Origin of the sequence: Psychrobacter sp. NPDC078929, from assembly GCF_050267985.1 — a bacterium.
GTDB lineage: Bacteria > Pseudomonadota > Gammaproteobacteria > Pseudomonadales > Moraxellaceae > Psychrobacter.
This window is the reverse complement of record NZ_JBNNFX010000009.1, coordinates 59,655-77,653: the sequence shown is the minus strand read 5'-3', so window position 1 is coordinate 77,653 and position 17,999 is coordinate 59,655. Positions and strand designations below refer to the sequence as shown.

The 17,999-nt window shown below is 43.0% G+C and carries 16 protein-coding genes; 4 read left to right on the top strand and 12 right to left on the bottom strand.

Annotation, left to right across the window (positions count from 1 at the left end; all coding sequences use genetic code 11):
* Nucleotides 1-22: 22 nt before the first annotated feature.
* Nucleotides 23-1,174, bottom strand: a complete 1,152-nt coding sequence (locus ACQKCG_RS07030) for an acyl-CoA dehydrogenase family protein (RefSeq protein WP_414559411.1) — start codon at nt 1,172-1,174, stop codon at nt 23-25.
* A 282-nt stretch (nt 1,175-1,456) separates the two neighbouring features.
* Here ACQKCG_RS07030 and ACQKCG_RS07025 point away from each other — a divergent pair, with 282 nt between their 5' ends.
* Nucleotides 1,457-2,095, top strand: a complete 639-nt coding sequence (locus ACQKCG_RS07025; protein WP_414559412.1) for a TetR/AcrR family transcriptional regulator — start codon at nt 1,457-1,459, stop codon at nt 2,093-2,095.
* 170 nt (nt 2,096-2,265) lie between these two features.
* Here ACQKCG_RS07025 and ACQKCG_RS07020 read toward each other — a convergent pair whose 3' ends face one another.
* The 5 genes from ACQKCG_RS07020 to ACQKCG_RS07000 all read right to left on the bottom strand — a co-directional run bounded on the left by ACQKCG_RS07020 (nt 2,266) and on the right by ACQKCG_RS07000 (nt 6,655).
* Nucleotides 2,266-2,901 carry a hypothetical protein gene (locus ACQKCG_RS07020; RefSeq protein WP_427585335.1) on the bottom strand — a complete coding sequence of 212 codons (636 nt, stop codon included), beginning with the start codon at nt 2,899-2,901 and terminating at the stop codon, nt 2,266-2,268.
* Nucleotides 2,902-3,304: 403 nt separating this feature from the next.
* Complete coding sequence (locus tag ACQKCG_RS07015) at nt 3,305-4,288, bottom strand: MDR family oxidoreductase (protein WP_414559414.1); 984 nt, start codon at nt 4,286-4,288, stop codon at nt 3,305-3,307.
* A gap of 80 nt (nt 4,289-4,368) precedes the next feature.
* The gene (locus ACQKCG_RS07010; protein WP_414559415.1) at nt 4,369-5,001 is read right to left on the bottom strand and encodes a TetR/AcrR family transcriptional regulator; all 633 of its coding nucleotides are present in this window, start codon (nt 4,999-5,001) and stop codon (nt 4,369-4,371) included.
* Nucleotides 5,002-5,098: 97 nt separating this feature from the next.
* Nucleotides 5,099-5,683, bottom strand: a complete 585-nt coding sequence (locus tag ACQKCG_RS07005) for a YqiA/YcfP family alpha/beta fold hydrolase (protein WP_427585334.1) — start codon at nt 5,681-5,683, stop codon at nt 5,099-5,101.
* A gap of 57 nt (nt 5,684-5,740) precedes the next feature.
* Nucleotides 5,741-6,655 (bottom strand): hypothetical protein, encoded by a 915-nt coding sequence (locus tag ACQKCG_RS07000; protein ID WP_427585333.1) that lies wholly within the window; start codon nt 6,653-6,655, stop codon nt 5,741-5,743.
* A gap of 746 nt (nt 6,656-7,401) precedes the next feature.
* On the opposite strand from ACQKCG_RS07000, the gene ACQKCG_RS06995 reads away from it, so the two are divergent.
* Entirely contained in the window at nt 7,402-8,601 is a 1,200-nt protein-coding gene (locus tag ACQKCG_RS06995) for a sugar transporter (RefSeq protein ID WP_414559418.1), read from the top strand.
* A gap of 369 nt (nt 8,602-8,970) precedes the next feature.
* On the top strand, nt 8,971-10,248 hold the full coding sequence (locus ACQKCG_RS06990; RefSeq protein WP_414559419.1) for an MFS transporter: 1,278 nt from the start codon (nt 8,971-8,973) through the stop codon (nt 10,246-10,248).
* A 180-nt stretch (nt 10,249-10,428) separates the two neighbouring features.
* Here the strand turns inward: ACQKCG_RS06990 and arfB are convergent, their stop codons facing one another.
* The 6 genes from arfB to ACQKCG_RS06960 all read right to left on the bottom strand — a co-directional run bounded on the left by arfB (nt 10,429) and on the right by ACQKCG_RS06960 (nt 16,792).
* Nucleotides 10,429-10,842 (bottom strand): alternative ribosome rescue aminoacyl-tRNA hydrolase ArfB, encoded by a 414-nt coding sequence (gene arfB / locus ACQKCG_RS06985; RefSeq protein WP_427585332.1) that lies wholly within the window; start codon nt 10,840-10,842, stop codon nt 10,429-10,431.
* Nucleotides 10,843-11,188: 346 nt separating this feature from the next.
* Complete coding sequence (locus ACQKCG_RS06980) at nt 11,189-12,031, bottom strand: HpcH/HpaI aldolase/citrate lyase family protein (RefSeq protein ID WP_201570153.1); 843 nt, start codon at nt 12,029-12,031, stop codon at nt 11,189-11,191.
* A 216-nt stretch (nt 12,032-12,247) separates the two neighbouring features.
* Entirely contained in the window at nt 12,248-13,009 is a 762-nt protein-coding gene (locus ACQKCG_RS06975; protein WP_101205627.1) for an SDR family oxidoreductase, read from the bottom strand.
* Nucleotides 13,010-13,170: 161 nt separating this feature from the next.
* Entirely contained in the window at nt 13,171-13,953 is a 783-nt protein-coding gene (locus ACQKCG_RS06970) for an SDR family NAD(P)-dependent oxidoreductase (protein WP_057760664.1), read from the bottom strand.
* A gap of 3 nt (nt 13,954-13,956) precedes the next feature.
* Nucleotides 13,957-14,964: an NADP-dependent oxidoreductase gene (locus ACQKCG_RS06965; RefSeq protein WP_102091185.1), complete on the bottom strand. Its 1,008-nt coding sequence runs from the start codon at nt 14,962-14,964 to the stop codon at nt 13,957-13,959.
* A 22-nt stretch (nt 14,965-14,986) separates the two neighbouring features.
* Complete coding sequence (locus tag ACQKCG_RS06960) at nt 14,987-16,792, bottom strand: acyl-CoA dehydrogenase (RefSeq protein ID WP_201570152.1); 1,806 nt, start codon at nt 16,790-16,792, stop codon at nt 14,987-14,989.
* Between the two features lie 181 nt (nt 16,793-16,973).
* Between ACQKCG_RS06960 and ACQKCG_RS06955 the strand changes: the two genes are divergently transcribed.
* Complete coding sequence (locus ACQKCG_RS06955; protein WP_414559783.1) at nt 16,974-17,996, top strand: GlxA family transcriptional regulator; 1,023 nt, start codon at nt 16,974-16,976, stop codon at nt 17,994-17,996.
* The last annotated feature ends 3 nt before the right edge of the window (nt 17,997-17,999 follow it).

Genomic DNA, 17,999 nt, shown 5'->3' with positions numbered 1-17,999 from the left:
CGTAGTCTTATAATATAAGCGTCTACATAAATCGTGAAGCTAGCTCTTTCATAATCTCATTGGTACCGCCATAGATTTTTTGTACGCGCGCATCGGCATATAGACGAGCGATAGGGTACTCTGTCATGTAGCCATAACCACCAAATAGTTGCACGCATTCGTCGATGACTTCGCACTGTTTTTCGGTGACCCAGTATTTGATCAATGAGGCATGCGGTACAGACAGTTTGCCATCTAACATCGCATCTACTGCCGCATCACACATGGTGCTGGCAGCAAGATAATCGGCATAGCATTCAGCCATTTTAAAACGCGTGTTTTGAAACTTCCAAATAGGTTTACCAAAGGCTTCACGGCCTTTTACATAATCTAGTGTTAGATTGATAGCAAGCTTCATCGAGCCAACCCCAGATAACGCAATAATTAAACGCTCACGCGGCAACTCCTGCATCATCTGGATAAAGCCCATGCCTTCCACCGTACCCAGTAGATTTTTTTGTGGCACACGTACATTGCTAAAGAATAGCTCTGAGGTGTCTTGAGAGGTCAGACCAATTTTATCGAGATTGCGTCCACGCTCAAACCCTTCTACTTTATCGGTTTCAACAATGATAAGTGACACGCCTTGCGCGCCTTTTTCACGGTCTGTTTTGCAGGCTAGTAAAATCAGATTGGCATGCTGTCCATTGGTGATAAAAGTCTTTGAACCATTAATGATATAGTCATCACCGTCTTTTACTGCATAGGTTTTGATGTTTTGTAGGTCAGATCCTGTACCAGGTTCGGTCATGGCGATGGCGCCAATGTATTCGCCTGTTGCCATCTTGGGTAGCCACGCTTGTTTTTGTTCTTCAGTACCGTGGTCTAAAATATACGGCGCGACGATACCTGAGTGCACCATCCCGCCAAATCCTGACTGATTGGCCTCAGTCTGTGCGTAGATAAGCGCCGCCTCATGACCAAAATCACCGCCGCCGCCGCCATACTCACTTGGTATCGCCGCACACAAAAACCCCATCTCGCCCGCCTCTTCCCACGCATCGCGATCTATCATGCCGTTTTTGCGCCACTGCTCATCTTTGGGATCCCAAGATTGAAACATCTTAAGGGCGCTGTCGTGCACCATCTGATGCTCTTCGGTCATCCAATTTGGAGTGAATTTTTCGATACTCATAATGTCTATCCTTGACAAGGTTAAGTGAACAACGACGGTATCTAAATTATTTTAGTAGAAAACCAACTTATGGTAATTTATATTACCGTTATCTAAATGCTATAAATTCATTGTATTTACTGACAACTGAGTCTTATACTAGGTCATGAAAAACCACTTCGCAATCAATTAAATGAAAATGGTAATTTACATTACTTATTAATGTAATCACGTTAGATTAGCGAGTAAATCATTTAACTGGTAGGACATATCAAATAGCTAATACTTCAAGAAGTGATAAATATGAACACCTTTAGTCAGTCAGATAGCTTTACGCAAACTCGATCTCTAGCGCGCCTGTCCGATATGCGGCCTGCAACTTTGGAGAAAATTGAGCAAGCTGTTCGTAAGGTCTTTGCAGGATTTGACGCAAATGAGGTGACGATGGCACAGATTGCAAAATCTGCAAATGTCTCACTGCAAACGCTTTATAAGTACTTCGGCGACAAACAAACGCTGTTTTATACCATTATGGATATTGTGCTAGGCAGATTGGCTGCTCGTATCATGGATCATTTACAGGGTATTGATAGCGTCCAAGATCGTCTGCGAAAGACGCTGTGGGTATGTTTTGATTTTGTTGACTCGCACCCAGATGCAGTGATGGTGCTCTCATCTGTGTCGGCATCACGGATACGTAATATCGCAATCTACGAAAATAAAGAGCTGATTGGAGCGTTTTTGGCGGTACTAGAAGATGGTCAAAATCGCGGAGTGCTCAATGACACTGTCCCACTGCACATACTCTTCGATGTGTTTATGGGGTTTATCAGTCGACTTGGTTTAATGCATACCATTCGCCAAACAGAAACACCGTTAAATACAGAGTTTGATGCGTTGTTTGTGATTTTATGGCGGGCCATCTCTAAACCTGAAGCCTAAAGCCTAAAATGAATTTTATAAAACTGATATTTAGCAGTGTTTGACTCTTACAAGAAAACATAACGTAAAAAACCCCACGATAAAGTGAGGCTTTTTTATATTTTTTTAGTCAATTTGATTATTCAATCAATGTAATTAACAGCTCGTACTACTTATACATTCAAAGTTTTTTAGATACTGCTAGATTTTGGCAATCCATACTCTGCATGGTCGACCACATGGTTATTTTGTTCAATAGTCAGTCGATAGCCTTTGATGATACCGTCGTATGGCAAACTGCCCTCATACTGTTGATAATGCTCGCAGATGCTGTCTTGAATCACTGATTTACGAGCACCATCGTCTAATTTAGCAAAACCGCTAGGCAAGTGTACTTGCGCAAAACGTGAAGCCGCACCACGAGACATCCAGTTATCAGCACTCGTAAATGTGAAATCCACTTCCGCTCGTAAGCTATATCTAGGTAGCGTATTAGAGTGATTCGCCAAGTCGTATTTAATCTGCGCAATATCTTCTGCGAATGGCTGATACGGTATTTCAAGCACGGCAAACAATTTTGCTAAAAACTCATCAGCGGTAAAATGTTTATCCATATAGCTACCATCAAGCCCAAGGAATTTGCTTGACAGTACATGGCGCAGGCGGTCATAGGCAGGTATGGTGTGTTTAAGAGGATAGCCCATTTGCTTGACGATATCTTGCGGGCGCAGCTCAAGCGACTCTATTTGATTGATAATATATTGCGCTAGAGAATGGCGTGAGTGATAACGACGGGTATATTTAGATGGGTTAGCAATGTGGCTCATGATATTGAACACCTTAGACTCCTGTTACTCCGACGAAAAAGTATGATATACGCCCAGATAGGCAAAAAATCAGGCACAAATGAGGTTGTCGGAGTACAGGCTCATGCGCTTTACCAGAGTTGTTTTATATCGTGCTGGAAGTTGCAAGGTTTGTCACGCCGCCATGAGACTATTGTCATGGTCGGCGATAACAAAACTGTTAAACCCACGATAGTTCGTTCAACGATGATAGCACATCAGATGACAAAAAATAAATACCGATATTTGTGACCGTTTGTGAATAATTATTTTTCACTTTGCGCATTCAATCTTAGACCTTTCGATGCATCATTTATTCATGTGCTAACACGAGGTTCAATATTGAAATGTTAAGGTTGAAGTATTAAAAGTTATGCTTGATAGCCTAACGATTGACGTCAACAACTATTCGACCACGAACCTTGCCATCCAACAATTCACTTGCTGTCGGAATGACTTCGCTTAGACCAATCTCTCTGGTGATTGCATCCAATTGCTTCATATCCAAGCTTGTGCTCAAACGCTGCCATGCTTCTACACGCTCATCATAAGGTCGTGTCACACTATTGATACCAAGTAAACTGACACCGCGTAAAATAAATGGCGCAACAGTAGCAGGGAAATCCATACCTTGAGCCAGTCCACAAGTAGCGACTAAACCATCTTCACACGTACTGGCACAGACATTGGCCAGCGTATGACTACCAACAGAATCAATTGCGGCAGCCCATTTTTCCTTACCAAGTGCGCGTCCTGGGCTACTTAATTCAGCACGGTCAATGATCGTCGTTGCACCAAGGCTCTTTAAGTATTCTGCTTCCTCTAAGCGACCCGTAGACGCAGTGACAGAGTAACCTTGGTTTGCTAGAAGTGCGATGGCAAAACTGCCAACGCCGCCATTAGCACCCGTCACCAATACTTCGCCACGCTCTGGTGTGAGTCCATGACGCTCTAATGCGATTAAGCAAAGCATTGCGGTATATCCTGCTGTACCTATCGCCATCGCCTGACGTTCAGTCATCGACTCAGGGAGCGGGATAAGCCAATCACCGTTTAATCGCGCTTTTTGTGATAGACCGCCCCAATACTTCTCACCCACACTCCATCCATTCAACAACACTTTGTCGCCAGCTTTGTAGCGAGGATGGCTACTTGTTTCGACAGTGCCCGCTAAATCTATACCTGGAACCATTGGAAATTGACGTACCACAGGACTACGGCCAGTAATGGCTAATCCATCTTTGTAGTTGAGCGTGCTATATGCCACACGAACCGTGACATCGCCTTCTGACAATTGTGTATCCTGCATCTCAGTCAGATTAGACTGATAAACATCGTCATTTTTTTCAATTAATATTGCATTAAACATAGTAGCTCCTATTTAGACCAATCGTCTATAAATAAGTAAAAAATAATTTAGACCGTTCGTCTAAAAGTATATATAAAAAATTACTTCTGTATTCCTGCTACAAAACCTCGGAAAAAAGTATCTAATGGACTGACATCTTGTACTAACTTAGCACGCAGAACCGCACCTTCCCAACCAATCCAAAAGAAAGCAGCAAGCTCATCACAATCACTATGAGAATGTATTTGTCCTTGTTGTACTGCCAGACGCAAGCAAGCCGCTAAACGCTTTTGCCAATCAAGTAATATACCTTCTAACTCACAACGAAAACTCTCAGGCAACACGACAATCTCTTGACCCAAGTTGCCTACCAAACAGCCGCGTCGAAATTCATGCTTGATCATTCCTGACTTTGCATCTTCAACGAAGTCACTAATACGCTGCATGGGAGATACTTGCTCATTCAGAAAACAATGATCTAGCTTGCGAGCAAAATACAACGCGTACTGCCGCAACACTTCCTGTCCAAATGCTTCTTTGTTTTTGAAATAATTGTAGAAAGAACCTTTAGGCACATTGATGCGTTTGAGTATGGCATCGATACCAGTGGTCGCAAAACCTTGCTCTGTCAACATCTCCATCCCAGATCTTAAGAGAGCTTCACGGGTATCCGTAAACTCGCGTTCAACATTGGGTGGACGCCCTCGACGGGCTTTTGGCTTAGTAATCGTCATGCATAGATATTATGACCGATCGTCTTTAATGTCAATCGATTATTTTAAGCGGTTTATTTATCCATTAGCTGCTCTGGTTTTTTGACTGTACTCGCTATCAGTCTTCACCATAATATGTTGCCTCATCCATCCAAACGATGGGATCTTCGCACAGATGAGTTACGTGATACCAGATATCACTACTACGAGCGATACGATGATGACCGCCTTCAAAATAATCGACTTCCCAGCACTCAGGCAGATTTACCAAGGTTCGTCTAGCGACTGCCACATCAAGACTTTCATCGTCGACTTCTACCATAACTCGTACCATCTCGGTATTGGTTGTGGGAAAAGATAGCTTCATATCAACTACGTCAGGGATACGGTCCGCTAATACCTCATTTGGATAGATACAAGGCGCAATCAATAGCGCGCGCAAGTTATATTTATGGGCAAAATGATTGGCAAACCAACCACCAAGCGAATGCCCTGCCAACACCACTCGCGGGTACTGTGCGATTTTCTCGCGAATCAAGGCATCATAAATCTCAAATATTTCTGCAAAACTCTCTCGATAATTGACCGTTTGACAGTATTTTGGCTCACGCGTGATACACCTATATTTACTGGTCTCATTGCTTGAATCGAGACCATGAAAAAACAGTAAAAACGTATCATTGTTTTCAATAGGAAACATCATAAGGTTCTTCTTTTTTAATTGTTATTTAGGTTTTTTCTTGATCATTTGGCTTATAAATTAAACTGGTTTTTGGGTGGCAACCTGCGCTTGGTACAAGCTTAAAAGCTCCTCACAAGCCTGTATTGAGATATTTTTTGCAAAACCTTCGTTAAACCAAAAATCATAAACCGCTTGGACAATGGCTTTCACCGCTTCTGCATTTTCTGGCTTTTGTTCTGTTAGTTTCATCGCAATGTCTTGCGCTTGTATATCCGACTCGCTATAGGGCGCGCTCCAGCCCACGCCATAACGATAGAGCACATCATTGATTGCCAATATGAATATAGCATTGGACACCCCAAATGAACCGATAAGCCTGTCAAGCATTGCACAGCGCTCTTCATAAATATTGACCTCTATCGGCATATCAGCCTGCTCAGACAGACAGTCACAACTCACCATATGCGAGGGTTTACTAAAATCATCCCATAGCAATGGATACGTTCCGCGAATCCCGCCCTTTTCCACTATATTAAATTTCCAAATCGCATAATGAGTATCTGGCCCCTTATAAGGCACATGTATAAACCACTGCATCATCGCATCACTGTCGTACATGATATGAGTACTACCAATCCGCACGCCCTGCTTAGGCAGTACGTTCGTGTATAAACGATCCATGTCATCACTATAGAGGGTCACTTTACGTAAGTTTTCATCACTGGTATCGCCTAGCTTTGCTCTGGCTTCTTTTATATTTCGATAGGGTTTAAAAGGCGCTACCCAACTGAGCGTCTCATCGGTATTATTCACGAAATAAATATCATCTTCATAACTGTCTACAGAAACCGTTTCGAGGTAAAACAATGGCTGTTTTCGTATTCGGCCTTTCTCATCATTTGCTAGTGCCGTTATACCGGATAGCTTTGAGCCACCCGACCACTTAAAATTATCTAACCGTTTTTGTTCAAACTGATACGTTAATATCGTCATATTTATATCCTTATTATTTTGACTGGTTGTTTAGCTGCAGTTTTTCGTTGTTGTTATATTCTAAATTCCGATTTTAAGCCAACCGAGCCTATTCGCCATTGTTTAAATGACGTCATTATCTCTAAAGTTAAGTAAATTAATCGAACTGGTAAGGCAGTATTTTTTTAATACTGATAGGCTTTTTAGCCACAGTTTTTCGCTGTTACATCGCTCATATTTTTGCAATGTTAACGAGCTCTTTTCTACTAAGTTTTTCGTTTATTAATAAATATAATTTTTTGGGTTTGTACAGGCGCAGAAGTTTAGGATAAAACGTAAATAACATGGCCGGAAAAACATCACTAAGATAGCGTTTAAAAACTCAGTTAAGAAGTGAAGCATTGCGCTCCGAGGGTTAACTGGTTTTTATCTCATGTTATTTTGCCTGATCTAATAAATATAGTATAAGCTCACATAAAAATAAAGCTGTTTAAAACCTTATACGACAACTGGTGTCGCTTCTTTTTAAATGAATTGTAGTTTAATCATTAGCAAGTATCCCAACGCATTAAGTATCATTAGCGATAGTTTCATAAGTTTCATATTGCTCAAGCATCCTCAATAAACGTTCAATTAACAATCCTTATCAAAAAACACCTTTCACGATCGACGTGGGCTTGCTATCTTGCCCCGCAAACCTTGTATTCTAATTAAGCCTACCCCACTTTGACCTATCACACGTAGTATCTGCATCTGTATTGGATTTTATGACACATAACCTTGAGGCCAGCTCAAACGCTCGCCGAACTCAGTATTTTCAAGTATTTTTGATGGGCGTTAGTGCCTTTATTATGAACACCACAGAATTTGTCCCTGTGGCGCTGTTGAGCGACATTGCCCAAGACTTCTCTATTACGACGGCAGAGACTGGTTGGATGTTGACACTCTATGCTTGGATTGTCGCAGCGATGTCATTGCCACTAATGTTATTGACCAGTCGATTTGAGCGCAAACGTTTACTCTTGGGTCTTTTTGCCGTATTTATTGCCAGTCACGTACTGTCGGTATTTGCCTGGAGCTTTGATGTGCTGCTCATTAGTCGGGTTGGGATTGCGTTATCGCATGCAATATTTTGGTCGATCACAGCTGCAATCGCGATACGCGTCGCGCCTGAAGGCAAAAAAGCCATGGCGCTTAGCGTACTGGCGACGGGTACGTCGTTAGCAATGGTACTGGGTGTGCCGCTAGGACGCTTAGTTGGACAATGGTTTGGTTGGCGTGCGACCTTTGGCGGTATTGGCGTCATCGCCTCAATTATATTTATTCTACAAGCGAGACTCTTACCAACGCTACCTAGTATGTTTGAAGGATCTTTTAGAAAGATTCCAGAACTCCTTAAAAATCCCTTATTGGTTTGTCTATACCTGCTTATTTTATTGGTCTTTACAGCCCACTACACGGCTTATTCTTATATAGAACCATTCATGCGCCAAGTCGGTAATATCAGTGAAAACGCTGCGACTTTTGTACTGTTACTATTCGGGGCAGCAGGAATTGTAGGCAGTGTGATTTTTAGTCGTTGGGGCGATCGGTTCAATACCAGATTGATGCTGATATCGACCATACTGATGCTCGTGTCTATGCTGGCGCTATTGCTAGCAGTGACCTCTGTATGGGCGCTCAGCTTTATCGCCTTACTGTGGGGCGCGGCACTCATGCTACTGATTATCTCAATGCAGGCCAAAGTCATCATGGTCGATGTCAATGCGCAAGACATGCTGATGTCGATGTTCTCAGGTATTATTAATTTGGGGATTGGTACGGGTGCACTATTTGGTGGTTATGCCGTGACGCACATCTCACTATCTAGCGTAGGATATACAGGTGCTGCTATCGCAGTTGTGGCGTTACTCTTGATGCTATTTATGATCAAGCGCTTTCCTGAATTGAGTAAACGACTTGGCTAGCTAATAAACTGATATTAGATAATAGCCAAAAAACAGTAGTTAGTAGGTAACTGTCAGGAACAGCAAGCAGAATGCCAGCCATCTAAATGGGCTGGCTTTTTCTTTATGCGTGAATATAACAATGTAGCCTGTAAATCATTTCAAGGATTTTTTACACATTCATTGAACGAACGTTCAGGTGCGGTTATACTAATTTTATTGGACATGAGTATGCTTAGAATATAAGCGTATTCAATAAAGGACTGATAGGGATTAAGCACAAAAGGATGAGTGTGAAATGGATACTATTCAAAACAAGGAAGTCATTACCTACGATCTAAATTTAGTAACGATATATATTACGAGTTTTCAACTTGATGGAGATTCGTGATGGCTGACGGAATGACTCAACAAGACAGTCCAGATCAAAGAAATCAAGATAACACTGCGCCCCTTAGATTGGGTAAATTGCATTACGCTTGGATAGTCGCTGCGACAGGCTCTATAGCAATGTTCTGTGGACTTGGGTTAGGACGATTCGCATTTGGCATGTTACTACCGTCCATGTCGCCTTCTTTAGGGTTAAATTATACTCAAAGTGGAATCTTGGGATTCACTAACCTGATAGGATATCTGGTTGCAGTGCTTCTAAGCCCTTTTATTCTACCTCGGTTGGGTACTCGAACGACTGCGACGGCTAGTCTACTCCTCATTGCAGTCTCTATGTTCGGTATGGCTTTTACCATCAGTTTTCCCATACTTTGCGCGCTATATGTGTTGACGGGTATTGGTAGCGGCGGCGTGGTCTTACCAGTGATGAGCGTCATGTCGCATTGGTTTTTCCCTTCACACCGCGGGCTTGCTCTAGGACTGGTCATGGCTAGGCCTGGATTTGGTATCATTTTATCGGGATTTGTCGTACCCAAACTCTTACCCATCTCTACTCTACTGTCTTGGCAGACAGGTTGGCTAATTTTTGCCGTAATTAATATTGCGGTAGCTTGGCTTACCTTTACTTTGATTCGCAATCATCCAGACAATGTCAGCCAAAGCCCTTTTGGGCGCGCACCTACCTTACCTGTTAAAAATAAGAAAAAGCTAGAACGTAGCAATATTAAACTACTCGTACATCTAGGTGTCATTTTTGCTATTTATGGCGCTACTTATATGGTTTACGTTACCTTCATAGTGACCAGTATGGTTGGCTCGTATCAACTGAGTGAAGCGGCGGCTGGTGGTGTATGGGCATGGATTGGACTGCTTAGCATGTTCTCAGGCATGTTGTTTGGCTGGATTTCTGACCATATTGGTAGACGCCTTGGGCTTGCTTTGGCCTTTGTTTTCCTTGCCAGCGCTTACCTCTTGGTCGGATTGACTGATTGGCATTCAGGACTGTATTTGTCAATTATTCTGTTTGGCTTAGTGGTGTGGAGTGTGCCTGTCATCATGGCAGCTTCTGCAGGCGATTATTTCGGGCCTGCGGCGGCGGCAAGTGCGCTCGCAGCGCTGACTTTTGCTTTTTCAGGTGGACAGGCTCTTGGGCCAGTAGCCGCAGGTTATCTTGCAGAAATCACTAGAGATTTTAGTATCAGTTATATGATATCTGGTATCGTCGCTTTTGTAGCACTTGGACTCGCCTTATTATTGCGTCCACAAAAACAAGCTTAATTTCAGTTTACATAATATTGATACTGCTAGCTAGCTATACCTTACTCTTGCCGCCAGTGACATAGATATGCACACTTGGCCTGATTATCTTATTATGGAGTGCTGAGTTTATACTATATATAATTGAGCAGTTTTCCAAGTTGAGTAGCTAGATGACTAAACTATTGACCAAATAACTCTCTAAAAATCCACTTTACCGCGCAAAGCCTTTGTCTTACCGCGCTGGGTCTTTTTATCCACCCGTTTACGTTTGGCATTTCTGCTTGGCTTGGTAGGCCTTCTCGTTTTATTCACGTAAGTGGTTTTGGTGATAAAACTTTGCAAACGCTCAAGCGCATCTATTCTATTGCGCTCTTGCGTTCGAAACTGCTGCGCCTTGATAATTAGCACGCCTTCCTTGGTTATTCGGCTATCTTTACTATTTATCAGTCGCTGCTTGTACTCATCGCTCAGACTTGAGTTATTAATATCAAAACGCAGGTGAATGGCAGAAGATACTTTGTTGACATTCTGCCCACCTGCGCCTTGCGCTCGTATGGCGCTGATCTCTACCTCATTATCATTGAGGCTAATATTATTATTAATAAAAATCATAGTATGCTGTTATCGAATGTGAATGGATATGGTTTATGATAAAGCATTATATAGTCAATCCTCTATAAATTAGGTACGGTGTCAGTCTCGCTTAGTATACTGCTTGTAATACTTCCACTCGGCTTTCTAGGGCGTGTCCTCATTTTAAGAATGGCGATAAAAATGAGATAAATCGCAGTTAAACAAGGAAAATAGCGCAGATAATAGTCAGCTATTTGACGCCATTTGGCAAGATTTAGCCGTTTTCAACCCATTTAGATAACTATCGATTAAATTGAGGACACGCCCTAGTAACCAAATTATATTGAACCGACTACTTATATTTAACTAAATATGGATTGGCCTGCTACTTTGCCAACAGTTGACGACTACGCTCAATCACTGGTGCATCGACCATCTCGCCATCTATTTTGAATACTGCCTGCCCGCTCCGCTCATACTCCTCGACTACATGCTGTGCAAATAACAAAGTCTCATCTGTTGGTTGCAATGTTTGTTGGACAACTGCCACTTGCTTGGGATGGATACATAGCATTCCTGACATCCCCATTTGTGACCATAACTGTACTCGATCGCTCAGTCCAACTTTATTGTTGAAGTCAGGATAAATGGTATCGATGGGTGGCGATAATTGGTGCACTTTGGACGTCAGGATTAGTTGATAGCGGATTTGATTGGCGATAATATCTGCGGCAGGTGTTCCTACTTGTACTTGCAAATCATTGCACAGATCTAAAAATCCATAACTAAATGCGGCCAGTCCGACTGCTTTTGCCATACTATCGATTTGATACAATCCTATCGCACTCTCAATCAGTGCAATCACGGGTAAATTGGTAAGCTGATGTACGCTTTCTATATCATCTACTTGCTCAGCTTTGGCCAATAATACTCCCGCTAAATGTGACATCTTCTGACAGAGAACTATGTCCTTAAAAAACTCCTCGCTACCTGCCTTATTAATACGTACCCAAATCGGCTGATAATCTTTACTGTCATGATACTGTTGCAATGCTTCACGTGCGGATGCTTTGTCTTCTGGCGCAACGGCATCCTCTAAATCGACAATAACCGCATCTGCTCCACTAGCAAATGCTTTCGCTACTCTATCGATGCGAGTCGCTGGCACAAACAGCCATGTTTTATTTTGAGAAATCATATTTATTTTATTTTTGATAACTGAATCCATGCTTAATTCCTATATTTTTCAAGTAGCGGTTAGCAGCTTTATTATGCCATTATATCGCTGTTCCTCATTCAAAATTAGCGATTTATTCGATAGTGCAAAACCAAGATTACTTAAACATTCCATTAAAAAACCAAATCAAAAGAGCCGCATGAAAATGAATCTCATGCGGCTCTTCATAGTAAATTGTTCTTGAACTTATATGCTGTATTTTGCTAATTAAGCTAACATACCGCCGTCGACAACGATAGTCGCACCTGTAGTATAGCTTGAAGCGTCCGATACTAGATACAATACGGTACCAGCCATTTCATCAGGCTCAGCCACACGTCCTAGCGGAATTGAGTGTAGCGCCATTTTTAAGACTTTATCGTTGGTAGTCAAAGCCGAGGCAAACTTAGTATCTGTCAAACCTGGCAATAGCGCATTAACACGGATATTAAGTGGGCCACATTCTTTAGCAAAGGCTTTGGTCATGCTAATGACTGCCGCTTTGGTGATTGAGTAGATGCCTTGCTTATCGCCTGCTACTAAACCATTGACTGATGCGGTATTCAAGATGACACCGCCACCCTGCTCTTTCATCATTTTGCCAGCGGCCGTCGACATAAAGAAGTAACCGCGGATATTAACTTCAACCGTTTTATCAAAGGCGGCTAAATCCGTGTCTAAGATATGGCCATAGTAAGGGTTGGCTGCTGCATTATTAACTAAGATATCAATTTGACCAAATTCACTTTTGATATGCTCAAAAATTGCGTCAATTTGCTCCATGTCTCCTACATGACAAGCGAAAGCACTGGCCTTGTGACCATCAGCTTTGATGCTATCTGCGACTGCTTGGCACGCATCAATTTTGCGGCTTGAGACAATCACATGTGCGCCTCTTGATGCCAATAGACGGGCAATAGACTCACCAATACCACGGCTAGCACCAGTTACTAGAGCAACCTTACCAGTTAAATCAAATAAATCTTTCATAGTTGTTCCTTATATTTTTATAAACTTTATATTTTCAATAATTCTTGAGCGCTAAATTCATGTATCTAAAATCAGATAACTAAATGCAGATAATCGTTGTCAAAACTAACAGCGATTATCGAGCACTAATGAACTAAACTGAAAGCGCTCAACGATCACAGTTACGCTAGCATACCACCATCTAAGGTGAAGGCATGGCCATTCATAAAGCTGCTTTCATCGCTGGCAAGCCACGCAATCGCACTAGAGATTTCACTGACGTTTCCTAGGCGGCGCAGTGGACTGGCCTTAATCGTTGCTTGCTGCGTACGCTCATCCATCGTTGCCATGGTATTGCGTACCATTGGCGTATCAATGAAGCTTGGGCATACAGCGTTAAAACGGATATTGGCACGGGCATACTCATGGGCAGCAGATTTGGTCAGACCCATGACCCCATGTTTAGCTGCACTGTAGGCTGATATCATAGGCGCTGAACGCAAACCTGCAATAGATGCGACGTTGATCACATGACCACCGCCATTAGGCAGCATACAATTGACTGCAGCACGCATACAGTGCCAAACGCCTTTTAAATTCACTGCGATATTACGATCAAAATCATCATCACTTAGCTCATGCATTGGTGAAGGCTTGTGGTCGATACCAGCGTTATTCACCACAACATCTAGGCCACCAAGCGTTTCTACTGCAAAGTCAAACAACGCACGCACTTCATCACCACTGGTCACGTCTACTTTTTTAAAGACGATACTGTTGCCAGCATCTTGGCCTTGCTTGGCAACCGCTTCACCCATCTCTTCTGCCATATCACCAATAACGACTTTTGCGCCGCGGCTGGCCAGCAACAACGCGCTTGCTGCCCCGATGCCTGATGCACCGCCCGTGATCAAAATTCGTTTGCCAGCTACATCTGATGCAATTCCATTTGTATTCAGTGTCATGATCTATCCCTCTACCTTAAGTACTAATTTGCCGAAGTTTTCACCATTAAAGAGCATCATCAAAGTATCAGGGAACGTCTCGATACCTTCAACGATATGATCTTTCACTTTCATATCACCTGACTGAATCCAGCCAGCAATCTCTTTCATGGCGATTGGGTATTCTTTGATATTATCGAACACCACGATGCCTTCCATGCGAGCACGATTGACCAACAGTGATAGATAGTTCGATGGGCCTTTTACTGCTGTGGTGTTGTTATATTGGCTGATAGCCCCGCAAATAACGATACGCGCATGTAGATTAATCTGAGTAAGCACGTCATTTAAGATATCACCGCCTACGTTGTCAAAGTATACATCGACGCCGTCTGGGCAGGTTTTTTTTAGTGCTTTTTTCACATCTTCGTTTTTGTAATCAATCGTCGCATCAAACCCAAGCTCATCGACCAAGAACTTGCATTTCTCAGCACCGCCCGCGATACCGACGACGCGGCAGCCTTTAATTTTGGCAATCTGACCGACCAAGCTACCAACCGCACCAGCAGCGCCAGAGACGACCACGGTCTCACCCGCTTTTGGCTGACCCGTCTTTAGGAGACCGAAATACCCTGTCATCCCCGGCATACCGAGTACACCCAAGTAATAAGACAGCGGCGCTAGGCTCGGATCAACTTTATGCAGACCAGTACCATCGCTGACCGCATATGACTGTACGCCGTCGTGACCTGCGACATAGTCACCTACTGCAAATTTTTCATTTTTACTTTCAATCACTTCACCCACGGTACCGGCGCGCATAACCTCACCAATTTGTACTGGTGCGATATAAGATTTGGCATCGTTCAACCAACCCCGCATCGCCGGATCGATAGAGATGTATTCAACCTTAATCAGCAACTGACCATCAGTAATCGTCGGTATTTCTGTCTCGGTATAATCCCAAGTCTCAGCGCTTGGCTCGCCTACAGGTCTTGCTTTTAGGCGCCATTGTTTGTTTATCGTTGTCATGTCTCTTTCCTTAGAGTTGTTCTTAGAACCAGTCCGCTTGCATATCAGTGCAAACCGAGTTGGTGTTGGTTAATAATTCGATGTCGCGTTTAACTAATGGTAGTTCCCAATCGATGAAGTATTTGGCCGCTTGTATCTTGCCTTTATAAAAATTCTGCTGCTCGACATCTTGCGTCGTACTTAGTAGCTGCTCGGCTTTACTGGCTTGGCGAATCCAAATCCAGCTCAGTACAATTGAGGCAAAAATATTCATTAATGCTTGAGCATTACCAGTCAATGTCAGCGCTTCTTCTGTCTGCAACACTTTGCCCAAATGCACGAGCACTTCATGCAGCTGACCCATGTAAGGCATCAGCTTGCCTGCAAGTTGCGCGCTCTCAGGCGTAGTGATACTTTCTAAATCTTGTGTAATCTCACGTTTTAGGATTTGAATGCCTAACCCACCTTTTTGCCATAACTTGCGGAATGACAAATCTAGCGCCTGCACACCGTTTGTGCCTTCATGGATAGGATTTAGACGATTGTCACGCCAAAATTGCTCAGCTTGATATTCACGCGTATAGCCTGCGCCGCCTAATACCTGAATACCTAAGTCATTGGCTTTTGGGCCATACTCAGATGGCCATGCTTTTAGCACTGGCGTTAGCAAATCCAACAACTCTGTTAGCTCATTTTTTAGCGTTTCGTCTTCACAGGTATTGATACGGTCAATTAGGTTTGAACCATATAGACATAATGAGATGCCGCCTTCAGAGTAAGCTTTTTGTGCCAACAGCATGCGCTTTACGTCACCATGCTGAATAATGGCCGTTGCATCATCTTCAGGCTTATTGTTTGGCGCAATGCGACCTTGTGTACGGTCTTTGGCATAATCTAGCGAGTACTGATAGCCACGATAACCAATCATAGAAGCGCCAAAACCGACAGCGATACGTGCCTCATTCATCATCTTGAACATATAACGCAAGCCAAAATGCTCTTCGCCGATCAAATAACCATGACAATCGCCTTCATCACCGAAGCTCAATGCCGTAGAAGTCGCACCTCTATAACCAAGCTTATGAATCAACCCAGTCAAATGTACATCGTTACGCTCGCCTACAGACATATCATCGTTCAAGCGATACTTAGGCACGGCAAATAAAGAGATACCTTTGACGCCACCTGGGCCACCTGGCACTTTGGCCAATACCAAATGTACAATATTGTCAGACAGCTCATGATCACCTGCTGAGATATAAATCTTGCTGCCTTTGACGCGATACGAGCCATCGTCTTGTTTTACCGCGATGGTTTTGATATCGGCAAGTGATGAACCTGCATGCGGCTCTGTTAAAGCCATAGTGCCAGTAAATTCACCTGTCAGCATACGCGGCATAAAGGCTGCTTTGATATCATCACTAGCAAAATGAGAGATGACGTTGATTGCCGCAGTGGTCAGAAATGGATAGGCAGTCGTTGATGGATTGGCTGCCATAAAGTAACCTGCCACAGCAGTCATCACCGTCTCAGGCAGCTGCATGCCGCCATCTTCAAAGCTATAACGACCGGCGATAAAGCCAGACTCGCGGAACGCATCAAAAGCCACCTTTACATCGTTTATCATGCTGACTTTCTTACCATCGAACTGAGGCTCGTTCTTATCCGCAATATGGTTGTGCGGTAAAAATAAATCTGTCGCAATCTTATTTGCCGTCTCTAATACAGCATCAAATGTCTCGCGGCTATGTTCGGAGAACTTTGCGTGTTCAGTGAGTGATTCTGTGCCTAGCACATCATACAATTGGAAAGGTAATTCAAAATCGTTTAGGAGGGTATCTGCGGCCATAGTATTCTCGTTAACTGATTAAATGTGGTTATCAATTGATATTAGTCTAATTTGACACCTGTCCGTATTGTCATTTATGACATAATTATGGTCAAATAAGACATAAACAGAGTGTCTAACCGGTTAAAATCAGCCAAATAATGGCTATTTTGGTAAGCACAGCAAAGGAAACGAGTGACTTATGCCCTATTTCAAACCTTTTAAAATGATTATTCTTGGCTTCGATGGTGTGCTCGGTAGTGTACTATCTGGCGCATTGGACTTGTTTTCATTCACGGGGGTCAGCTGGCAGCGCTTTTCGAATGAGTCTGTAGAGCCACGATTTAATGTACAGATTGCAAGCTTAGGTGGCGGTGATATCAGGTGCAGCAATCGGTTAATCATGCAAGCCCACTGTGATATCCGAGACGTGACAGAGTGCGACTTATTGCTCGTACCCACTATTGGCGACTCTATTGATAAGGTGCTAAAACAAAACAGTGAGCTGCTGCCACATTTAGTACGGCTTGCGAATACTAAGGCCGATATAGCAAGCAATTGTAGCGGTGCATTTTTTTTGGCAAAGGCAGGATTGTTAGATCATAAGATAGCCACCACTCACTGGGGCTATGCCAATAAATTTAAGGCAGATTTTCCATTGGTAGATCTACAAGAGAATCAGTTTGTTACCCATTCAAGAAGCGAGTCAACAAACCATTCGGGCAATATATTTTGTGCAGCTGGCGGCAGCGCCTTTTATGATTTGGGGCTATTATTAATAGAGCGTTACTGCGGACGTGAGATTTCTACACAGGTGGCAAAAACTCAAATTATTGATAGCAAAAGAGGCAGTCAAAATAGCTATACCAATGTGACCCTGCACAAGCCACATTCCGACCATTTGATTAAACAAGTCCAAGAATATATCGAAGAAAACTTTCAGCATTCTTTGCAGGTCAGTAGTTTAGCCACTATGGTAAATATTACCCCGCGCACTTTAAACAGGCGCTTCCAGTCCTGCGTAGCAATGCGACCGATTGAGTATATTCAGGCCGTTAGAATTGAACAAGCTAAACGCTTACTTGAGTTAGGCGATGTATCGATAAAGTCGCTTGCCGATCAAGTAGGTTATGATGATATCTCTTCATTCACGCGCTTGTTCAAACGCGCGACAGAGCTAACGCCTAAAGAGTATCAAGATAAGTTTTCGCGGTTGGCTATTTAAAAA

Bases quoted from the DNA above. Each gene is read 5' to 3' on its own strand.
- ACQKCG_RS07030 (WP_414559411.1), bottom strand. From the start codon at position 1,174: ATGAGTATCGAAAAATTCACTCCAAATTGGATGACCGAAGAGCATCAG.
- ACQKCG_RS07025 (WP_414559412.1), top strand. From the start codon at position 1,457: ATGAACACCTTTAGTCAGTCAGATAGCTTTACGCAAACTCGATCTCTA.
- ACQKCG_RS07020 (WP_427585335.1), bottom strand. From the start codon at position 2,901: ATGAGCCACATTGCTAACCCATCTAAATATACCCGTCGTTATCACTCA.
- ACQKCG_RS07015 (WP_414559414.1), bottom strand. From the start codon at position 4,288: ATGTTTAATGCAATATTAATTGAAAAAAATGACGATGTTTATCAGTCT.
- ACQKCG_RS07010 (WP_414559415.1), bottom strand. From the start codon at position 5,001: ATGACGATTACTAAGCCAAAAGCCCGTCGAGGGCGTCCACCCAATGTT.
- ACQKCG_RS07005 (WP_427585334.1), bottom strand. From the start codon at position 5,683: ATGATGTTTCCTATTGAAAACAATGATACGTTTTTACTGTTTTTTCAT.
- ACQKCG_RS07000 (WP_427585333.1), bottom strand. From the start codon at position 6,655: ATGACGATATTAACGTATCAGTTTGAACAAAAACGGTTAGATAATTTT.
- ACQKCG_RS06995 (WP_414559418.1), top strand. From the start codon at position 7,402: ATGACACATAACCTTGAGGCCAGCTCAAACGCTCGCCGAACTCAGTAT.
- ACQKCG_RS06990 (WP_414559419.1), top strand. From the start codon at position 8,971: ATGGCTGACGGAATGACTCAACAAGACAGTCCAGATCAAAGAAATCAA.
- arfB (WP_427585332.1), bottom strand. From the start codon at position 10,842: ATGATTTTTATTAATAATAATATTAGCCTCAATGATAATGAGGTAGAG.
- ACQKCG_RS06980 (WP_201570153.1), bottom strand. From the start codon at position 12,031: ATGGATTCAGTTATCAAAAATAAAATAAATATGATTTCTCAAAATAAA.
- ACQKCG_RS06975 (WP_101205627.1), bottom strand. From the start codon at position 13,009: ATGAAAGATTTATTTGATTTAACTGGTAAGGTTGCTCTAGTAACTGGT.
- ACQKCG_RS06970 (WP_057760664.1), bottom strand. From the start codon at position 13,953: ATGACACTGAATACAAATGGAATTGCATCAGATGTAGCTGGCAAACGA.
- ACQKCG_RS06965 (WP_102091185.1), bottom strand. From the start codon at position 14,964: ATGACAACGATAAACAAACAATGGCGCCTAAAAGCAAGACCTGTAGGC.
- ACQKCG_RS06960 (WP_201570152.1), bottom strand. From the start codon at position 16,792: ATGGCCGCAGATACCCTCCTAAACGATTTTGAATTACCTTTCCAATTG.
- ACQKCG_RS06955 (WP_414559783.1), top strand. From the start codon at position 16,974: ATGCCCTATTTCAAACCTTTTAAAATGATTATTCTTGGCTTCGATGGT.